We start from the raw sequence: 16,660 nt of genomic DNA on the forward strand, positions 1-16,660 counted from the left end.
GCTCGTCCTCGCCCTTACTGGATGTCGGAACCGCTGACGCCGGCGGGCAACGCCGGCGGCAACCAGGCCTGACCGTTGAACGCGCCCATGTGGCCGCCGGAGCGCACCACGAGGTTGCCCTGGTCGACCACAACGGGGCCACGAGCGCCTCCGCTCGCCGCGCGCACGGCTTTTACGCCGGCGACATATTGCGGGAAATAGCTGCCGAGCAGATCGCTGAGATCCGGCATTTGTGGACCGCGCCACGCGATGCCGAAGACCGAACCGTCCGCGGCGAGGTATTCGCGCACCACCGTGCCGTTGCCGAGCGTAGTTTCACGCACGGTGTAAGACGCGGAAGCCGAGGTGGGGGCTGAGGTAGAAGCGGTCGCGCTGGAGGCAGAACGCATGACGCTTTGAGCCGCCGTTGCCGAACTGGTGCCGGGTTCAACGGTGCGGGAAGAAACCAGCGCATCCGCAGGGGGCGTCATCGGGGCGCCGCCCAGTCCCGCATAGGCGGACCGCACGGCTGACAGCGAACAGGGCAAAGCTAGCGCCATAACGAACCCGGCGCGACGGACATGACTCCACATGACAAGGCTCCTCCCGAACTGCTGCCGCTCGGCTCGCACCTCGTACGAACCGGCTGCATGTATGCAGATCATACGGCACGACTACGGTCGCATTCTGAAGGAATGCTTCACCGTGCCACCGGCCGGTGACTATTTCTCACCAGAAAGCCGTGCCGCTGCTCGAGTTCGCAGTATGCCTGTGGTTTGTATCGGCAGACAGCTAGCTCATGCGGGAGCGTAGCTTGCCACCCATACCGGTCCGGCGCGGCCCGGCGGCCCGCCCCCGCGCCCTTGCGGGCAGCCGGCCGCTCAGAAGCCGAGACTCGCCAGCAGATCGTCGACCTGCGACTGGTCCTGCACCACGTCCGTCTTGCCTTCCGGATTGATCTGCGGACCATTCAGCAGATGTTCGGGGCTGCCGGTGGACGACGGCTCAGCCGCCAGGGCGGCCGCATTCGCCGCGAACTGCTCGCGCCGCTCGAGCGCGATGTTCTCGACCAGCACGCCGAGCAACTGCTGCTCGATCAGGTAGACGACGTCCGTGATCTTCTTGATGACCTGGCCGGTCAGATCCTGGAAGTCCTGCGCCAGCATGATCTCCATCAGCTGCGCGTTGGTCGCGCTGGTCGCTTCGGGCACGCCGCGCAGAAAGGTCCGCGTGTCGTTCATCAAGGCGCGCACTTCTTCGCGCTCGATCGGCGCCGCGTACCACTGCTCCCAGCGCGAGTCGAGCTCGCCCGCGTCCTGCTGCAGTTGCGTCTGGATCGGCTTGGCGACGTCAATCGCGGACAGCACGCGCTCGGCAGCCTGCTCGGTCATGTTCGCGATGTACTTCAGACGGTCGCGGGCATCGGGCACGGCTTCCGCCGCCCGCTCGACATGCTTGTCGAGCCCGAGCTCACGCATCGAGTCGCGCAGCGTGCGCGTCAGTTGTCCGATCCGGGCGAGGATGCGGTCGGACGCGAAGTCGCCGCTTTCCATCACCGCGTCGGCGCCTTGCGCGTTGGTCGGCAGAGTCACATCAGCTCCCGGCTTTCGCCATCTTCTCGAGAATCTTGTTGAGCTTCTCGTCGAGCGTCGCGGCCGTGAACGGCTTGACGACATAACCGCTCGCGCCGGCTTGCGCCGCCGCGATGATGTTTTCCTTCTTCGACTCGGCCGTCACCATCAGCACCGGCAGATGCGTGAGGCTGGCGTCGGCGCGGATTTCCTTGAGCATGGCCAGACCGTCGAGGTTCGGCATGTTCCAGTCGGAGATCACGAAGTCATACGACCCGCCGCGCAAACGCGCGAGGCCGGCCTGACCATCTTCCGCCTCGTCGACGTTCGAGTAGCCGAGCTCTTTGAGCAGGTTGCGAACGATCCGGCGCATCGTCGGAAAGTCGTCAACCACCAGAATCTTCATTCCCTTATCCATTTCATTCCCTTTGCTTGATCCATGATGCGGTGCATGACCGCCAGTTCAATCCACATGGCGCGCATCATACCCGCTGTACGCGGTCCCCCATCGACGACAGACGCGCCATCACGCGGCGGCTCATCTCCGGCAGCGACGCAATTTCGTCCGCGGCGCCGAGCGCAATGGCTTCGCGCGGCATGCCGAACACGATACAGCTCGCTTCATCCTGTGCGAGGGTGAACGCCCCCGCCTTTTTCATCTCCAGCAGTCCGGCGGCGCCGTCGCGCCCCATCCCGGTCAGGATCACGCCGACCGCGTTCTTGCCCGCGTGCTGCGCGGCCGAACGAAACAGCACGTCGACCGACGGCCGATGCCGGTTCACCGGCGGTTCGTCCGACAGGTGAGCAATATAATTCGCCCCGCTGCGGGCCAGCAACAGGTGAGCGTGGCCGGGCGCGATATACGCATGTCCCGGCAGCACGCGTTCGCCGTGCTCTGCCTCTTTAACGGTAATGCGGCACAAACCATTAAGGCGTTGCGCAAAAGATTTTGTGAAGCCCGGCGGCATATGCTGCGCGATCAGCACGGCGGGCGCATCCGGCGGCAGCGGCACCAGCACTTCGCGGATCGCTTCGGTGCCGCCCGTCGATGCGCCGACGATGATCAGCTTCTCGGTACTGAGCAGCGGATTGTTGAAAAGCGGCGCGGCGGCGGCGGCGGGCGCATGCGCGGCATGAGCGGCCGCGTGCTGCACCGGCGCGGCCTGGCGCACCCGGGCGCGGGCCGCTGCGCGAATCTTGTCGGCGAGCTTTTCCGAGTAGTCGAGCATGCCATCGCGAATGCCGACCTTCGGCTTGGTGACGAAGTCGACCGCGCCCAGCTCCAGCGCGCGCAGCGTAATTTCATTGCCGCGCTCGGTCAGCGACGACACCATCACGACCGGCATCGGCCGCAGACGCATCAGCTTTTCGAGGAAGTCGAGACCGTCCATGCGCGGCATTTCGACGTCGAGCGTCAGCACGTCCGGATTGTGCTGCTTGATGAGATCGCGCGCGACCAGCGGATCGGGTGCGGTCGCCACGACGGTCATGTCCGGCTGGCCGTTGATGATTTCCGTCATCAGGCTGCGGATCAGCGCCGAATCGTCGACGCACAGTACTTTGATCTTTTGCACAGCGCTCACGCCTCCTCTGTAGTTCTGGCGTTGTTTGAATTAATCGGGCGCGGGCTTGCGCCGAACAGCTCGATGCGCGGCTTCGATGCGCCGGCACCCGCACCGCCCGCTGCGGTGCCGAATAGTTCGACCTTGGGCCGCGTGGCAGCCGGCGTCGAGAACAGCTCGACCCGTTTGCGCGCCGCCGCGAGCCGCTCGGCACGCGCTTCGGCGCTTTGCCGCACGAGCGCCTGTTCGCGCTCGGCCACGCCGGCTTCCTGCTGCAGGCGCAACTTCTTCACCATCACCTGGCCGGTGCGCGGCATGAAGGCGACCTTGCGTGGATGATTGCCCTGCAAATCCTCTGCGACGATGCGGATTTTTTCGAGCGCCAGATAGCGGCGCACGAATTCCGAATTGCGATCGCCGATGTTCATCGTCGTCATGCCGGCCAGCACCGCGCCGCCGCCGAACACCTTGGCTTCGAAGCGCTCGCGCCGGCCGCCGGCCTTGATCAGTTCGTTGATCAGCACTTCCATCGCATACGCGCCGTAACGCATCGAATCCGACGCGGCTTGCGCGACATCCGTGCCGTCGTCGGGCAGCATGAAGTGATTCATACCGCCGATGCCGGCAGTGCGGTCCTGAATGCAGGCCGCGACACACGAGCCGAGCACGGTGACGAGCACCATGTCTTCGCTCGTCGTGTAAAACTCATTCGGCAACAGCTTCACGCCGGGGCGCTGGAAGTGGTTGTCGAAGTACAGATTGTTGGCGATCGGCAGGGTGCTGCTCATGCGGCCACCCTGTTAGTCGTTGCGCTGCCGGCATGGCTCGCGGCGCGTGCGGCAGCGCCTGCGTCACGCGTCAGTTCATAGACGGTCTGGCCGCGCAGCTTGAACGCCTGCGTCACATACGTGAAGTTTTCCGAGTGGCCGGCAAACAGCAAACCACCCGATTTCACCAGCGGCTCGAAGCGCGCGAGCACCTGCGCCTGCGTCGGCTTGTCGAAATAGATCATCACGTTGCGGCAGAAAATCGCGTCGAACTGCGAGCGCAACTGGTAATCGCGATCGGTCAGATTCAGTTGTTCGAAACGCACCAGTGCGCGCACTTCCGGGCGCACCTTGACCATGCCCGCGTGCGCGCCGGTACCCTTCAGGAAGAAGCGCTTGAGCCGCTCGGGCGACAGATGCTTCACCTGGTCGAACTGATACATGCCGGCTTCGGCTTTCGCCAGCACTTGCGTGTCGATGTCGGTGGCGAGCACGGTGGCCTGACGCGCGCCGCTGTCGCCGAGCGCTTCGATCAGCGTCATCGCGATCGAATACGGCTCCTCGCCGGTCGAGGCCGCCGAGCACCACACCGAAACCGGCTGCGCGCGGCGCGGCACGAATTCGGCGAGGATCGGAAAATGATGCGCTTCGCGAAAGAACGCGGTCAGGTTGGTGGTCAGCGCATTGGTGAACGCTTCCCACTCGGCCGGATCGTTTTCCGCTTCCAGCAGATCGAGATACTGTTTGAAGGTCTCGAGGCCACGGGCGCGCAAGCGGCGCGCCAGACGGCTGTATGCCATATCCCGCTTGTGATCCGACAGCGAAATGCCCGCGCCGCGATGAATCAGATCGCGAATCCGGGCGAAATCCGCCGACGTGAATTCGAAATCCCGTCCGTGCTCGCCGGCTCTAGCCGGTTCCGCCCGCTCGGGACGTGCCGGTTGCGGAGGTGCCGCTCGCGGAGGTGCCGCTTGCGGACGTTGTTGTGCGCGCGTTGCCATCATGAGAGTTCCTGCCTGCAATACGAGCCATCCCACTGTTCGCCAGAAGGATTGCTTCTGCCGAACGGGATTGTGTTCGCGGGGTCGCGCCCGCCCGCGAGTTCTGCCAACACACAGTCGGCCCGCGACACGCTTTGTAAGCGTGCTTCGAAGTTTCGCCCCTCAAGGAGCGAGATGCCGAATGACCGCATGTCTTTGTGCCACTTCCTAGAACGTTTCCCAGTCCGCGTCCGATCCTGCCGCCGCGCCGCCTGCTGGGGCCAGACGTACTGCGGATTCGGATGCGGCGCGGGCCGTCTTCGGTTTGAGAGCTGGTTCGACACGTGGGGTGTCGGCACCCTGAGTGACCGAAGCCGGTGCTGCATGCGTTGCCGTGCTTGTCGCCTTACCTGCTGTCAGGTGCGCTGCGGTGTGGGCGGACGCTTGCGGCGCTGCCTTTGCCGACTGCGCGTGCTGGCTGACGCTCCTGCTGCCGTTCGGACCCGCGGCAGCTTGCGGACGGGCCGCCGTCACACTGCTGCGCGCCTCGCCGCCGGCTACTTTCCAGCCGTTCACCACCGCTTGCAACTGACGCGTCTGCTCTTCGAGCGACGCCGCCGCCGCCGCGGCCTGTTCGACCAGCGCGGCGTTCTGCTGCGTCACCTCGTCCATCTGCACGACGGCGCGATTGACCTGTTCGATGCCGCCCGACTGCTCTTCGGAAGCCGCGCTGATTTCGCCCATGATGTCGGTCACGCGGCGCACCGCCTGCACGATCTCGTCCATCGTGCTGCCCGCACGGCCGACCAGCGCCGAGCCGCTTTGCACCTTGTCGACCGAGTCGCCGATCAGTTCCTTGATTTCCTTCGCGGCGCTGGCGCTGCGCTGCGCGAGGCTGCGTACCTCGCCTGCGACCACCGCGAAACCGCGGCCCTGTTCGCCTGCCCGCGCGGCTTCGACCGCGGCGTTCAGCGCGAGAATATTGGTCTGGAAGGCAATGCCTTCGATCACGCCGATGATGTCGACGACCTTGTTCGAACTGGTCGCAATGTCCTGCATCGTCGTGACAACCTGGCTCACCACGTCGCCGCCGCGCGTCGCGATATCCGACGCATTGACCGCCAACTGGCTCGCCTGGCGCGCGTTCTCTGCGTTCTGGCGCACCGTGCCAGTCAGCTGCTCCATGCTCGAGGCGGTTTCCTGCAGCGAGGCAGCCTGCTGCTCGGTGCGTTGCGAGAGATCGGTGTTGCCCATCGCGATTTCGTGCGCGCCGGTGTCGATCGATTCGGTGCTGCTGTGAACCGACCTCACCATCGTCGCCATGCTGTCCTGCATCCGCTTGATGCCGGCGAACAGGCGGCCGATTTCGTTACGGCTGAACACTTCGATGTTTTCGGACAGATCGCCCGAGGCGATCCGTTCGAAACACGCCGTCGCGTCGTTCAGCGGCTGCACGATCAGGCCGCGCAGTGCGAAGCGAATGCCCACTACGAGCAGCAGCGCGAACACGGTGACGCCGAGGATCAGCGTGGTCATCAGGGAGATGTTCGCTTGCGCGGCAGTCTGCTGACCCATTGCACTTTGCTGCAACGCCTTGATCACCGCCGATGCGGCGCCGTCGTAGGCGATGAACATCGGGCTGATCTTCGTATCGTCGATCGCGTGATAGGCAGCCATGTCGTTCGCATTCAGGGCCGCGAACACCCGATCGACGCCGTCACGCATTACGCTCGTACGCTTGGCGACCACGTCGTCGAGGAGCGCCTGGTCGATGCCTTTCTTCGGCGTATCGAGATAGATCTGCCAACTCCGATTGCCTCGGCTCAGCAGTTCCTGCGCACGATCGATCGCTTTCTTCGCTTCGTCCGCGTTGCCCGCGGCCGACAGCGCGTTGAAGCGGTCCGCCGCGATACGCGAACGCAACAGGTACGACGACGCATCGTCGAGTGCGTGAATGGCGACCAGATCGCCGCGCGCGATACGGTCGAGCGACTGGCTCGCGCCGTTCAACGCGGTTAGACCAAGCGCGCCGACCACGACGGTCAGCGCAACCAGAATGATCCCCACCATCGTCAACGACGTGCGAATCGACCACCTGCTCAACATCTTGGCGCTCCCTGTTCGATCTGTCTTTCGTACTGACACATATTGATGCGCAGTGACGCGCAGTAACGTTTAAGCGCTGAGCGTTTCGATCAGTGCCATTTCGCGGCTGGTCATCAGCTTCTCGATGTCCATCAGGATCAGCATGCGGCCGTCGACGGTGCCGAGTCCCGTCAGGTACTCGGTCGTCAGCGTCGCGCCGAATTCCGGCGCCGGCATGATCTGGTCGGTGGCGAGCGTCAGCACGTCCGACACACCGTCCACCACCATCCCGACCACGCGGTGCGCGACGTTCAGGATGATCACGACGGTCTGATGGTCGTACTCGACACGGCCCAGATGGAACTTGATGCGCATGTCCACGATCGGCACGATGATGCCGCGCAGATTGATCACGCCTTTGATGAACTCAGGCGCATTGGCGATCCGCGTCACGTTGTCGTAGCCGCGGATTTCCTGCACCTTGAGAATGTCGATGCCGTACTCTTCGGCGCCGAGCGTGAAGACGAGGAATTCCTGACCGCCGGCGTCTGCCTGCTGCGCGTCGCGGCGGCCATTCGTACTGCTCGCGTTCGCGACGCTCGAATTGATGGATTGGACTTCTGCCACGTTAGCCCCCAAACGGTTGGGATGAAATGAATTGAATGAGTGTTGCGAAAACTGCCCGCGTCGCGGATGCCATTACGGATGTCATGCGAGACTCATCGCGCCGTGCGCGTGGCGCGTTTCGCGGTTCAGCGCCGCCACGTCCACGATCAGCGCGACACTGCCGTCGCCGAGAATGGTTGCGGCGGAAATGCCGTGCACCTTGCGGTAATTCGTTTCCAGATTCTTCACGACCACCTGCTGCTGCCCCACCAGCTCGTCGATCAGCATCGCAAAGCGGCGCCCTTCGGTTTGCATGATGGTGACGATGCCCTGGGTCGGTTCCTGCTTGGCGTCTTCGACGGTGAATACTTCATGCAGCGCGACGAGCGGCAGATATTCGCCGCGCACGCGCACCACGCGTTCGCCGTTGGCCACCGTGTAGATGTCCTCGGCACGCGGTTGCAGCGACTCCATCACGAAGTTCAGCGGCAGAATGAAGATCTCGTTGCCGACCTTGACCGACATGCCGTCGAGAATCGCCAGCGTGAGCGGCAGAACGATGCGCGTGGTGCTGCCCTTGCCCGCATGCGAGGTGATTTCCACGTGACCACCCATCGACTGGATGTTCCGCTTCACCACGTCCATGCCGACGCCGCGGCCCGAGACGTCCGTGACCTGCTCCGCCGTCGAGAAGCCCGGCAGGAAAATCAGGTTCCAGACTTCTTCGTCGGACATCGTTTCGCTGACCTGCATGCCCTGCTTCACGGCCTTCGCGAGAATCTTGTCGCGGCGCAAACCGGCGCCGTCGTCGCTCACTTCAATGACGATGTTGCCGCCGTGATGCGCGGCCGACAGCACCAGCTGGCCGGTCGCATCCTTACCCGCCGCGCGCCGCACTTCCACGGTTTCGATGCCGTGGTCGAGACTGTTGCGCACGAGGTGGGTCAACGGATCGATGATCCGTTCGATGAGGCTCTTGTCGAGTTCGGTCGCCTGACCGAAGGTGACGAGTTCCACTTCCTTGCCGAGTTTCGCCGCCAGATCGCGCACCAGACGCGGGAAGCGGCTGAACACGTAATCCATGGGCATCATGCGGATCGACATCACCGCTTCCTGCAGATCGCGCGCGTTGCGCTCCAGCTGCGCCATGCCGTTGAAGAGCCGGTCGTGCAAGGCCGGATCGAACGTGCTGGTGGTCTCGGCCAGCATCGCCTGCGTGATCACCAGTTCGCCGACCAGGTTGATCAGCTGATCGACCTTCTCGACGCCGACGCGAATCGAGCTGCCCTCCGCGCCGCCTGCCGCCGCGGCCGGACGCGCCGCTGCCTTGCGGTCCTGTTCGGCGGCCGCCGCCGCGCTTGCCGCCGGCGCGTTGCTCGCGGCTGCGGGTGCAGCCGCGGCGAGCGCCGGGGTAGCCGCTGGCGACGCCGAAGCGTCGAACAGTCCGTGCGTGACGGCGGCTTGAGCGGGCGCAGCGGTGTAGGCCGCCCGTGCCGACGATGCTGCCTGCTCCGCCCCTGCTGCTAGTGCCGTCTGTGCTGCTTGCGCCAGGGTCGAGTCGGCAGCGTCCGGCGTTCCAGGTTCGCCTTGCTGCGTCTCGTCCGCCGGTGCGGTGCCGCGGCCGATCGAGATCTGACTTTCGTCGATCACGAAACAGCACACGGCGATGATGTCGTCGGAGGTCACATCGGTCTGGAGCCACAGCGTCAATTCGCCGCCGCTTTTGACCCTTCCGACTATGCTGCCCAGGTTGCCGAGCTCTTCGGCCAGCAGTTCCTGGTCCTTCTCACCTACGCCCCGTAGCGTAATTTTCAGATGGGGGCCGGCTTCATCGCCGGCGCCCGCGGCTTGCCCGGTCTGTGCCGGTTCGCCGTCAGTCCATTCACCCGCCGCCTGCACCGCCTGTTCGACGACGTGCTCGGGCGGGGTACCGCCTTGACCTGCTGGTCGTGCTGCCACTGGTGCTGCGGCTGCCACCGGTACGGCCGGCGCCGCGGCCGCTTCGGCGCCGAAGTGGCTTTCCGCATTCAACTGTTCGAGCTTCGCGCAGATCGCCTTGGCGAGCGCCGCATCCGGCTCGGCGCTCGCGCGATAGTCGGCGAGCTGGCCCGACAGCACGTCCTTGGTTTCGAGGAACGTGTCGATCATGTCCTTGCGCAGCACGAGTTCGTTATTGCGCGCGCGGTCGAGCAGCGATTCGAGAATGTGGGTCGTTTCCGTCAGTGCGGTAAAGCCGAAGGTCGCCGCGCCACCCTTGATCGAATGCGCCGCGCGAAAAATCGCCGCGAGGTCTTCGGGGTCCGGATGCGCGATATCCAGATTGAGCAGCAACTGCTCCATCTGCGCGAGCAATTCGTCCGCTTCGTCGAAGAACGTCTGATAGAACTGAGTGATGTCGAGTGTCATGCCTGGGTCACCGCGAGAGTTCCTGTCTAGGCTTGGGCTGCCGTGCCGCCGCGTCGAGAGCTTCTATAACTTGTGTAAGGGTGGCGCTTATGAGGCGTTCATGCCGGGTCTGGTTCGGCTAACGCCGCCACCAGCTCGGTCAACATGTCGGGGTCGAGCGGCTTTTCGATCCAGCCGGTCGCCCCCGCGGCCCGCGCCGCCGCCTTGAACGGCTCGCCCGATTCCGTCGTGAGGACGAGGATGGGCGTCGCCTGGTAGGCCGGATTGCCGCGCAACTCGGTAATCAGATCGAGCCCGGTCTTGCCCGGCATGTGCTGGTCCGTCAGCACGAGGTCGAACGACATGGCGAGCGCGTTTTCGAGCCCTTCATTGCCATCCGCCGCGAGCGTCACTTCATAGCCGGCCGTCGTCAGCGTGGCGGCGAGGATTTGCCGCATCGATGCCGAATCGTCGATTGCCAGAATGTGCCTGATCATGAAAACCTCGCTGCACTTACGCTATGGATCGCCGGGCTGGCCGCGCCACATGGGCGCCGGCTCCAGCCAGCCGACCGCTATCTGTTACTGGGCTGCCGGCGCTATCGCCGGCACCTTCGGCGCAACCGTCACCGGTTGCGCAAGTCTTTGCAGCAGCGGCTTGGAGCCGGCTGCGTCGTCCGACAGGGTGGTCGTGGTGGAGTCGTCATGGTCAAGCGCCTCCTCCGACTTCCTGTTCAGCACGATGATGCTGATGCGGCGGTTTTCCGGATCCATCGGGTCCGCCTTGTTCAGGTTCTGCGTCGACGCGAGGCCGAGCACGCGCATCACCTTCGCTTCGTCCATACCGCCCGCGATCAGCTCGCGGCGCGACGCATTGGCGCGGTCCGCGGACAGTTCCCAGTTGCTGTAGCCCTTCTCGCCGCCCGCGTACTGCGCGGCGTCGGTGTGACCCTGCACGATGATGCGGTTCGGCACGTCGTTCAGCGTATGGCCGATTTCGCGCAGGATGTCACGCATGTACGGTTCGACCGCGTCCTTCGCGGTCGCGAACATCGGCCGTTTCTGCGAGTCGACGATTTCGATGCGCAGGCCGGTCAGTGTCGAGTCGATCCGGATCTGCTGCTTGAACTGGCGCAGCACCGGGTTCGCTTCGATCGCGGCCATCAGCTTGACCTGCAGATCGTGCAGACGGACCTGTTCGCGGCGCTCCATCTCGCCCTGCAGCTGCTTGACCGAGTCTTCGTTGTTGTGTGAAGCGGTGCGCTCGGCGCTCGCGGTCGAGCCGTCAGTGGCGCGCGTCACACCCTGTGCATCGATCGAAATGTCGCGGCCGCCGCCCTTCAGAATGCTCGTGTCTTCGGCGCTGCGGTCGCCGCCCCACAGCGTGATCTTCAACGGCTGGTTGAAGTAATCGGCGATGCCCCTCAGCTGCACGGAGGAGGCCGAACTCAGCAGCCACATCAGCAGGAAGAACGCCATCATCGCGGTCATGAAGTCCGCGTAGGCGAGCTTCCACGCCCCGCCGTGATGGCCCTTCTTGGCCGGCGCGGAGCGCTTGACGACAATGGCGCGGTCTTTGTCCTTGCTCATCGAATCGGTTCCCGGCGCCCGTTACTTGGCTTTGACGCGGCGCACGTGCTCTTCCAGCTCGGCGAACGACGGGCGTTCAGTCGAGAAGAGCACCTTGCGGCCGAATTCGACGGCAATCGCCGGCGCATAGCCATTCAGACTGGCGAGAATCGTCACCTTGATGCACTGGAACATCTTGGTCGACTCGGTCACGCGCTGTTCGGCGACGCTCGCGAGCGGTCCGATCAGCCCGTACGAAAGCAGAATCCCGAGGAAGGTGCCGACCAGCGCCTGGGCGATCATCTCGCCGAGCACCGCGGGCGGCTTGTCGGCGGAGGCCATGGTGTGCACCACGCCCATCACCGCGGCCACGATCCCGAACGCCGGCATGGCGTCGCCGACCTTGTTCAGGGCGTGCGCGGGCGCTTCGCCTTCCTGGTGGTGTGTCTCGATCTCCTCGTCCATCAGGCTTTCGATCTCGAACGCGTTCATGTTGCCGCCGACCATCAGACGCAGGTAGTCGGTCAGGAACTCGATGATGTGCTTGTCGGCGAGTATCTTCGGATACTGGGTGAAGATCGGGCTCTTCGACGGATCGTCGATGTCGGCTTCCAGCGTCAGCGTGCCTTCCTTGCGCGCCTTGGCCAGCAGGACGTAAAGGAGCGCCATCAGCTCCATGTAGACGTCCTTGTTGTATTTCGCGCCCTTGAACAGGGTTGGAATGACGCGCACCGTCGCCTTGATCGTCTTCATCCCGTTACCGAGAATGAACGCGCCGACGCCGGCGCCGACGATCATCAGCACTTCGACAGGCTGCAGCAGCGCGCCGAGATGGCCGCCTTCCAGCGCATAACCGCCGAAAACGGACAAAAGCGTCACGAGTGTTCCCACGAAAATCAGCACTGCCGAGCCCTCACAAAGAAGCGACGGTGACCGTCGTTAATCTGGTTTACGGCAACGGAGCAGAAAACTTTGACGGAAAAGCGGCGCGTCGCTCCGGTGTAAACCAGAGGCGGCTTAAACCGGCGAAGCCGGGCCCGGCACCGGCGATCGGGCCGGAAGGCCCGCCGAATGGCGGTTGTCGACGCGTGTACCGGGTCGCGCGCCGCGGGCCGATGCGGCCCTGCGGCTCAAACCCCGAGCTCAGCGAGGCTTTCGCGGGCCTGGGCGGCGGCAAGCTTCCTGGTCTTGCCCGCGCGCGAAGGCGGCTGGCAAAGCCCACAGACAAAGGCGTGCTGCGGATCGTGTGCATGCGCGACAAAATGTCCGCCGCACCGGGAGCAGGCGGTCATTTGCAGCATTCCGGAGTCGAAGAAGCGCACCAGCGTCCAGGCGCGCGTGAGACTGAGCACGGGCTCGTCGTCGTGCAATAGGGCGTGTACCAATCGCTTTTTTTGAACTACAAGCTGCCATCAGCCGAGTTGCTCGACTGGCTGGCTTGCCATCAGGATCGCGGAATGCGCCTGGGCCACGGCGCTGGATTTGCCTTTGTCCGCAAGGGCGGACAGCACGGCATGGTCGTCGAAACGGAAACGGCACAGCACCTGATTGGACGCCGCCAGCTTCACGGTCTGCGCCAACGACAGATTGGCGAGCACGTCGGCCAACTGGTCCGAAATCCCCATGCGAAACATGCCCATCGGCTTGTCTTCGCGCAGCAGACGCTGGGCGAGCAGGAGATAAGAAAGGTTGATTTCTCTGATCTCATTGAGCATTTCGCTTGTTGCGCTCATGATTCCCCCGGGGTGTATCTGGCTGGTCAGGCCGTTACGGAAACGTTTGCTCGAACGCGCGCACTTAAACCGCACGAATCGGCTCGTTTCTGGTCTTGCCAGCATTGTGTCGAAATGGGGAGCGGACGAAAATCGGACAGACACCCAGCCTGCCTGACGGATTAATCCGTCATTCTTGTAGGAATTTTTCCTACACGGAGGGGGCAGAAAGAAGGTTGCAGCAGGCGAAAGCGGTGCGCAGCTTGAGATTCGCGATGCGCTTTGGATGATTTTTCAGCGGCAAGGTGAACCAAATGGTGAGTCATGAGTGGCTCAAAGTCCGCACCTTGCTGCGGTGAGGAACAATTATAAGACGTTTTCACTTCTGCGCAACACGCGTAGTGTAGGGACCGCTCCAGGTCCGGGACCGTCTCTTGCTGCTGTTCCCCCAGCACCTGGATGTCTATCACTCATGCCCCTCGAGTATCAGGCCAACCCTCCTGCCGACCTGTAACGCATCATGTTTCGCGCTGTAACAACATTAAGTGTTTGAAAAATAACTCGAATTAGCTCGGCCGATCCCGATAATGCACCTAGGGGATTACCCGATGCAGGTTCGGAGCACCCCGGGCGGCGGCTTACCGCGCCCAACCGTCCGTCAGGCATTCGCTCCTCGCTCTACTCGAGCGCCGTTGTGCGAAGCCGTTTTAAACAGGAGAAAACGCATGCGAATCGCACAAATTGCGCCGTTGTATGAAGCTGTCCCACCGAAACTCTACGGCGGCACCGAACGCGTCGTCTCGTATCTGACCGAAGCGCTGGTCGACCTCGGCCACGACGTCACGCTGTTTGCGAGCGGCGATTCGGTCACCTCCGCGAACCTCGACGCCTGCTGGCCTCGTGCGCTGCGCCTCGACCCGACCATCCGCGATGCGTTGGCTCCGCATGTCCTGATGATGGAAAAGGTGCGCAAGGTCGCGCATGAATTCGACGTGCTGCACTTTCACCTCGATTACATGCCGTTCCCGCTCTTCACCACCATGGACACGCCGTTCGTGACGACGCTTCATGGCCGTCTGGACCTGCCGGAACTGCAACCGGTGTTCGATGCGTTCTCGAACGTGCCGGTGGTATCGATTTCGGACTCGCAGCGCACGCCACTGCCGCAGGCCAACTGGCTGAACACGATTTACCACGGCCTGCCCGAGCAGTTGCTCACACCCCAGACGCACAAGAAGCCGGAGTATCTGGCGTTCCTCGGCCGTATCTGTCCGGAGAAGCGCGTCGATACAGCTATCAAGATCGCCGCACAAAGCGGTCTGCCGCTGAAGATCGCCGCCAAGGTGGATAAGGTCGACCAGGAATACTTCAAGAAGGAAATCGAACCGCTGCTCTCCATGGCGCACGTGGAGTTCGTCGGCGAAATCAACGAGGCGCAGAAGCCCGAGTTCCTCTCAGGCGCCAAGGCGCTGCTGTTCCCGATCGACTGGTCGGAGCCGTTCGGTCTGGTGATGATCGAATCGATGGCGTGCGGCACGCCGGTGATCGCGTTTAACCGCGGTTCAGTGCCGGAAGTGATCGACCACGGCGTGACCGGCTACATTGTCGAGGACGTTCAAGGTGCGGTGGCCGCGCTGCAGCGTCTGGACGAACTGTCGCGCAGCGAGATTCGCGCGCAGTTCGAACGCCGCTTCAGTTCGAAAACGATGGCTAGGAATTACGTGGACGGCTATTCGGCACTGATCGAAGCGACGCGCCGCCCGATGTTGCGCCGGGTAGCGGTGGGTTGAGCAACGTGCTTAAGCGGCTGACCTTTTTATGCACTCAACCGCTTAAGCTGTGCTTCTGCCGCTTACGCCGCTTTCCGATTCGCACGCCAATCATGAGTACATTTGCCTGTTGAATCGTTTGCGTGAGCGGTTTGCAGGAGTTAACCCGCTTCCACTACGGAAAAGCCGCCTCTCAAGGGCGGCTTTTTTAATACAAGCATGGAGGCGCTTCCATCCCAGATTAGCGCGGCGCGAATTAACAACCCGGCACGATCAACCTTCAGTTGGCTTGCGCCTCTACCGGTAAGGCATTTCAAGCCGCGCCAATCAGAAAGCGTTCGCGATTCTTGCCGACAATCCACTTTGGCGGTTTGCCGCGCCCGCTCCAGGTATTGCCCGATTTCGGATCCTGGTACTTGGCCGGCAGCGGCGCCTTCTTCGGCGGGCGTCCGCGCCGTGCGGCAACCGCGAAACCGAGGTCTTGCGCGGTTAGACCGTATTCAGCGATCTTTTGGCGGATGTCGGCGACAACATTGTCGATTTCAGTACGCCGGGCTTCGTCTGCCTGTGCCTGCAATTTGGCAATCTGCGCCTTGAGGTCTGCATATTGCGACATTTCGGTTCTCCCTTTTTTTAGAACTCATTCGCTCGCAGACTAGCTGCAATTATAAAAATTCGCAATGGACAATAATACCGATTTAGGAAGAAATCATCTGATAATTATTAAGCGTCGATGAATTGTAAAACGACGTCTTTACCAGGCAATAATAGCTAAAGGCGACTCCACATTGACAATTCTTGACACCTAATCTGGCTGTCTTTCCCTAAAATTGCGCGCTCAATGGCATGCATCTGCGCTTAGCATTCATGCCTCTCCAGGCGTCAAACATTTTAGGATTACCAATCATGCAGTTGTCAAAACGTCTTGCCGCCGAGCTGTTCGGCACCTTCTGGCTCGTGCTCGGGGGCTGCGGCAGCGCCGTCCTCGCCGCCAATTTCGCCGGCCCGGTCCACGGTCTGGGCATCGGCTTCGTGGGCGTTTCGCTCGCATTCGGCCTCACTGTCCTGACAATGGCTTATGCAATCGGCCACATCTCCGGCTGTCACCTGAATCCGGCGGTGAGCGTCGGCCTGACCGTCGCCGGCCGCTTTCCGGCTCGCGACCTGCTGCCGTACATCGTCGCGCAAGTGATCGGCGCGGTGCTCGGTGCGCTGGTGCTGTCGTTGATCGCGTCGGGCAAGCCGGGGTTCGACCTCGTCGCCAGCGGTTTCGCCAGCAACGGCTACGGCGAGCGCTCGCCGGGCCATTACGCGCTCGCGGCCGCGTTCATTTGCGAAGTGGTGATGACCGGCTTCTTCCTCTTCGTCATCCTCGGCGCGACCGACAAGCGCGCGCCAGCCGGTTTCGCGCCAATCGCCATTGGCCTGTGCCTGACGCTGATCCACCTGATCTCGATTCCGGTTACCAACACGTCGGTCAACCCGGCGCGCTCGACCGGGCCGGCGCTGTTCGTCGGCGGCGCGGCGGTGGATCAACTGTGGATGTTCTGGGTCGCCCCGATTCTCGGCGCGGTGATCGCAGGGGTGCTGTACCCGCTCATCGCCGAAAGCCGTCGCGGCAATTCGCAGGAACTGGCGCTCGACTGATCAGCGCGTGCGCCAGCTGTGCGCATCCA

At 63.1% G+C, this 16,660-nt stretch carries 16 protein-coding genes and 1 pseudogene; 2 read left to right on the top strand and 15 right to left on the bottom strand.

Annotated elements, in window-relative coordinates; all coding sequences use genetic code 11:
* Window positions 1-14 precede the first annotated feature (14 nt).
* From AYM40_RS19670 to flhD, 14 genes and pseudogenes are all read right to left on the bottom strand, one after another.
* On the bottom strand, window positions 15-572 hold the full coding sequence (locus AYM40_RS19670) for a DUF2844 domain-containing protein (RefSeq protein WP_063497643.1): 558 nt from the start codon (window positions 570-572) through the stop codon (window positions 15-17).
* A gap of 288 nt (window positions 573-860) precedes the next feature.
* Window positions 861-1,532: a protein phosphatase CheZ gene (cheZ, locus tag AYM40_RS19675; RefSeq protein WP_063498120.1), complete on the bottom strand. Its 672-nt coding sequence runs from the start codon at window positions 1,530-1,532 to the stop codon at window positions 861-863.
* 40 nt (window positions 1,533-1,572) lie between these two features.
* Window positions 1,573-1,968: a chemotaxis response regulator CheY gene (cheY, locus tag AYM40_RS19680; RefSeq protein WP_063497644.1), complete on the bottom strand. Its 396-nt coding sequence runs from the start codon at window positions 1,966-1,968 to the stop codon at window positions 1,573-1,575.
* Window positions 1,969-2,032: 64 nt separating this feature from the next.
* On the bottom strand, window positions 2,033-3,124 hold the full coding sequence (locus AYM40_RS19685) for a protein-glutamate methylesterase/protein-glutamine glutaminase (RefSeq protein ID WP_063498121.1): 1,092 nt from the start codon (window positions 3,122-3,124) through the stop codon (window positions 2,033-2,035).
* Between the two features lie 5 nt (window positions 3,125-3,129).
* Window positions 3,130-3,900, bottom strand: a complete 771-nt coding sequence (gene cheD, locus AYM40_RS19690; RefSeq protein ID WP_063497645.1) for a chemoreceptor glutamine deamidase CheD — start codon at window positions 3,898-3,900, stop codon at window positions 3,130-3,132.
* Window positions 3,897-4,883, bottom strand: a complete 987-nt coding sequence (locus AYM40_RS19695) for a CheR family methyltransferase (RefSeq protein WP_063497646.1) — start codon at window positions 4,881-4,883, stop codon at window positions 3,897-3,899. The genes cheD and AYM40_RS19695 overlap by 4 nt, the downstream gene beginning before the upstream one ends.
* A gap of 204 nt (window positions 4,884-5,087) precedes the next feature.
* Window positions 5,088-6,965, bottom strand: coding sequence for a methyl-accepting chemotaxis protein (locus tag AYM40_RS19700; protein WP_063497647.1), 1,878 nt, complete (start codon window positions 6,963-6,965; stop codon window positions 5,088-5,090).
* 69 nt (window positions 6,966-7,034) lie between these two features.
* Entirely contained in the window at window positions 7,035-7,571 is a 537-nt protein-coding gene (gene cheW / locus AYM40_RS19705) for a chemotaxis protein CheW (protein WP_063498122.1), read from the bottom strand.
* Between the two features lie 81 nt (window positions 7,572-7,652).
* Entirely contained in the window at window positions 7,653-9,956 is a 2,304-nt protein-coding gene (gene cheA / locus AYM40_RS19710; RefSeq protein WP_063497648.1) for a chemotaxis protein CheA, read from the bottom strand.
* A 98-nt stretch (window positions 9,957-10,054) separates the two neighbouring features.
* The gene (locus AYM40_RS19715) at window positions 10,055-10,432 is read right to left on the bottom strand and encodes a response regulator (RefSeq protein ID WP_063497649.1); all 378 of its coding nucleotides are present in this window, start codon (window positions 10,430-10,432) and stop codon (window positions 10,055-10,057) included.
* 84 nt (window positions 10,433-10,516) lie between these two features.
* Entirely contained in the window at window positions 10,517-11,524 is a 1,008-nt protein-coding gene (gene motB, locus AYM40_RS19720) for a flagellar motor protein MotB (protein WP_063497650.1), read from the bottom strand.
* Between the two features lie 21 nt (window positions 11,525-11,545).
* The gene (gene motA, locus AYM40_RS19725; RefSeq protein WP_063497651.1) at window positions 11,546-12,406 is read right to left on the bottom strand and encodes a flagellar motor stator protein MotA; all 861 of its coding nucleotides are present in this window, start codon (window positions 12,404-12,406) and stop codon (window positions 11,546-11,548) included.
* A 227-nt stretch (window positions 12,407-12,633) separates the two neighbouring features.
* Window positions 12,634-12,912, bottom strand: a pseudogene (locus tag AYM40_RS38710) (FlhC family transcriptional regulator); the annotation flags it as partial.
* Window positions 12,913-12,915: 3 nt separating this feature from the next.
* Window positions 12,916-13,236 (bottom strand): flagellar transcriptional regulator FlhD, encoded by a 321-nt coding sequence (gene flhD / locus AYM40_RS19735; protein WP_063497653.1) that lies wholly within the window; start codon window positions 13,234-13,236, stop codon window positions 12,916-12,918.
* A 704-nt stretch (window positions 13,237-13,940) separates the two neighbouring features.
* On the opposite strand from flhD, the gene AYM40_RS19740 reads away from it, so the two are divergent.
* The gene (locus AYM40_RS19740) at window positions 13,941-15,005 is read left to right on the top strand and encodes a glycosyltransferase family 4 protein (protein WP_063497654.1); all 1,065 of its coding nucleotides are present in this window, start codon (window positions 13,941-13,943) and stop codon (window positions 15,003-15,005) included.
* A 292-nt stretch (window positions 15,006-15,297) separates the two neighbouring features.
* Here the strand turns inward: AYM40_RS19740 and AYM40_RS19745 are convergent, their stop codons facing one another.
* Window positions 15,298-15,600 carry an H-NS histone family protein gene (locus AYM40_RS19745; protein WP_028198479.1) on the bottom strand — a complete coding sequence of 101 codons (303 nt, stop codon included), beginning with the start codon at window positions 15,598-15,600 and terminating at the stop codon, window positions 15,298-15,300.
* A 290-nt stretch (window positions 15,601-15,890) separates the two neighbouring features.
* On the opposite strand from AYM40_RS19745, the gene aqpZ reads away from it, so the two are divergent.
* The gene (gene aqpZ / locus AYM40_RS19750) at window positions 15,891-16,631 is read left to right on the top strand and encodes an aquaporin Z (RefSeq protein WP_063497655.1); all 741 of its coding nucleotides are present in this window, start codon (window positions 15,891-15,893) and stop codon (window positions 16,629-16,631) included.
* The last annotated feature ends 29 nt before the right edge of the window (window positions 16,632-16,660 follow it).

Source organism: Paraburkholderia phytofirmans OLGA172 (assembly GCF_001634365.1).
GTDB lineage: Bacteria > Pseudomonadota > Gammaproteobacteria > Burkholderiales > Burkholderiaceae > Paraburkholderia.

Excerpts from the sequence above, each read along its gene's own strand:
- AYM40_RS19670 (WP_063497643.1), bottom strand. The coding sequence starts at position 572 with ATGTGGAGTCATGTCCGTCGCGCCGGGTTCGTTATGGCGCTAGCTTTG.
- cheZ (WP_063498120.1), bottom strand. The coding sequence starts at position 1,532 with ATGGAAAGCGGCGACTTCGCGTCCGACCGCATCCTCGCCCGGATCGGA.
- cheY (WP_063497644.1), bottom strand. The coding sequence starts at position 1,968 with ATGGATAAGGGAATGAAGATTCTGGTGGTTGACGACTTTCCGACGATG.
- cheD (WP_063497645.1), bottom strand. The coding sequence starts at position 3,900 with ATGAGCAGCACCCTGCCGATCGCCAACAATCTGTACTTCGACAACCAC.
- AYM40_RS19695 (WP_063497646.1), bottom strand. The coding sequence starts at position 4,883 with ATGATGGCAACGCGCGCACAACAACGTCCGCAAGCGGCACCTCCGCGA.
- AYM40_RS19700 (WP_063497647.1), bottom strand. The coding sequence starts at position 6,965 with ATGTTGAGCAGGTGGTCGATTCGCACGTCGTTGACGATGGTGGGGATC.
- cheA (WP_063497648.1), bottom strand. The coding sequence starts at position 9,956 with ATGACACTCGACATCACTCAGTTCTATCAGACGTTCTTCGACGAAGCG.
- AYM40_RS19715 (WP_063497649.1), bottom strand. The coding sequence starts at position 10,432 with ATGATCAGGCACATTCTGGCAATCGACGATTCGGCATCGATGCGGCAA.
- motB (WP_063497650.1), bottom strand. The coding sequence starts at position 11,524 with ATGAGCAAGGACAAAGACCGCGCCATTGTCGTCAAGCGCTCCGCGCCG.
- flhD (WP_063497653.1), bottom strand. The coding sequence starts at position 13,236 with ATGAGCGCAACAAGCGAAATGCTCAATGAGATCAGAGAAATCAACCTT.
- AYM40_RS19740 (WP_063497654.1), top strand. The coding sequence starts at position 13,941 with ATGCGAATCGCACAAATTGCGCCGTTGTATGAAGCTGTCCCACCGAAA.
- AYM40_RS19745 (WP_028198479.1), bottom strand. The coding sequence starts at position 15,600 with ATGTCGCAATATGCAGACCTCAAGGCGCAGATTGCCAAATTGCAGGCA.
- aqpZ (WP_063497655.1), top strand. The coding sequence starts at position 15,891 with ATGCAGTTGTCAAAACGTCTTGCCGCCGAGCTGTTCGGCACCTTCTGG.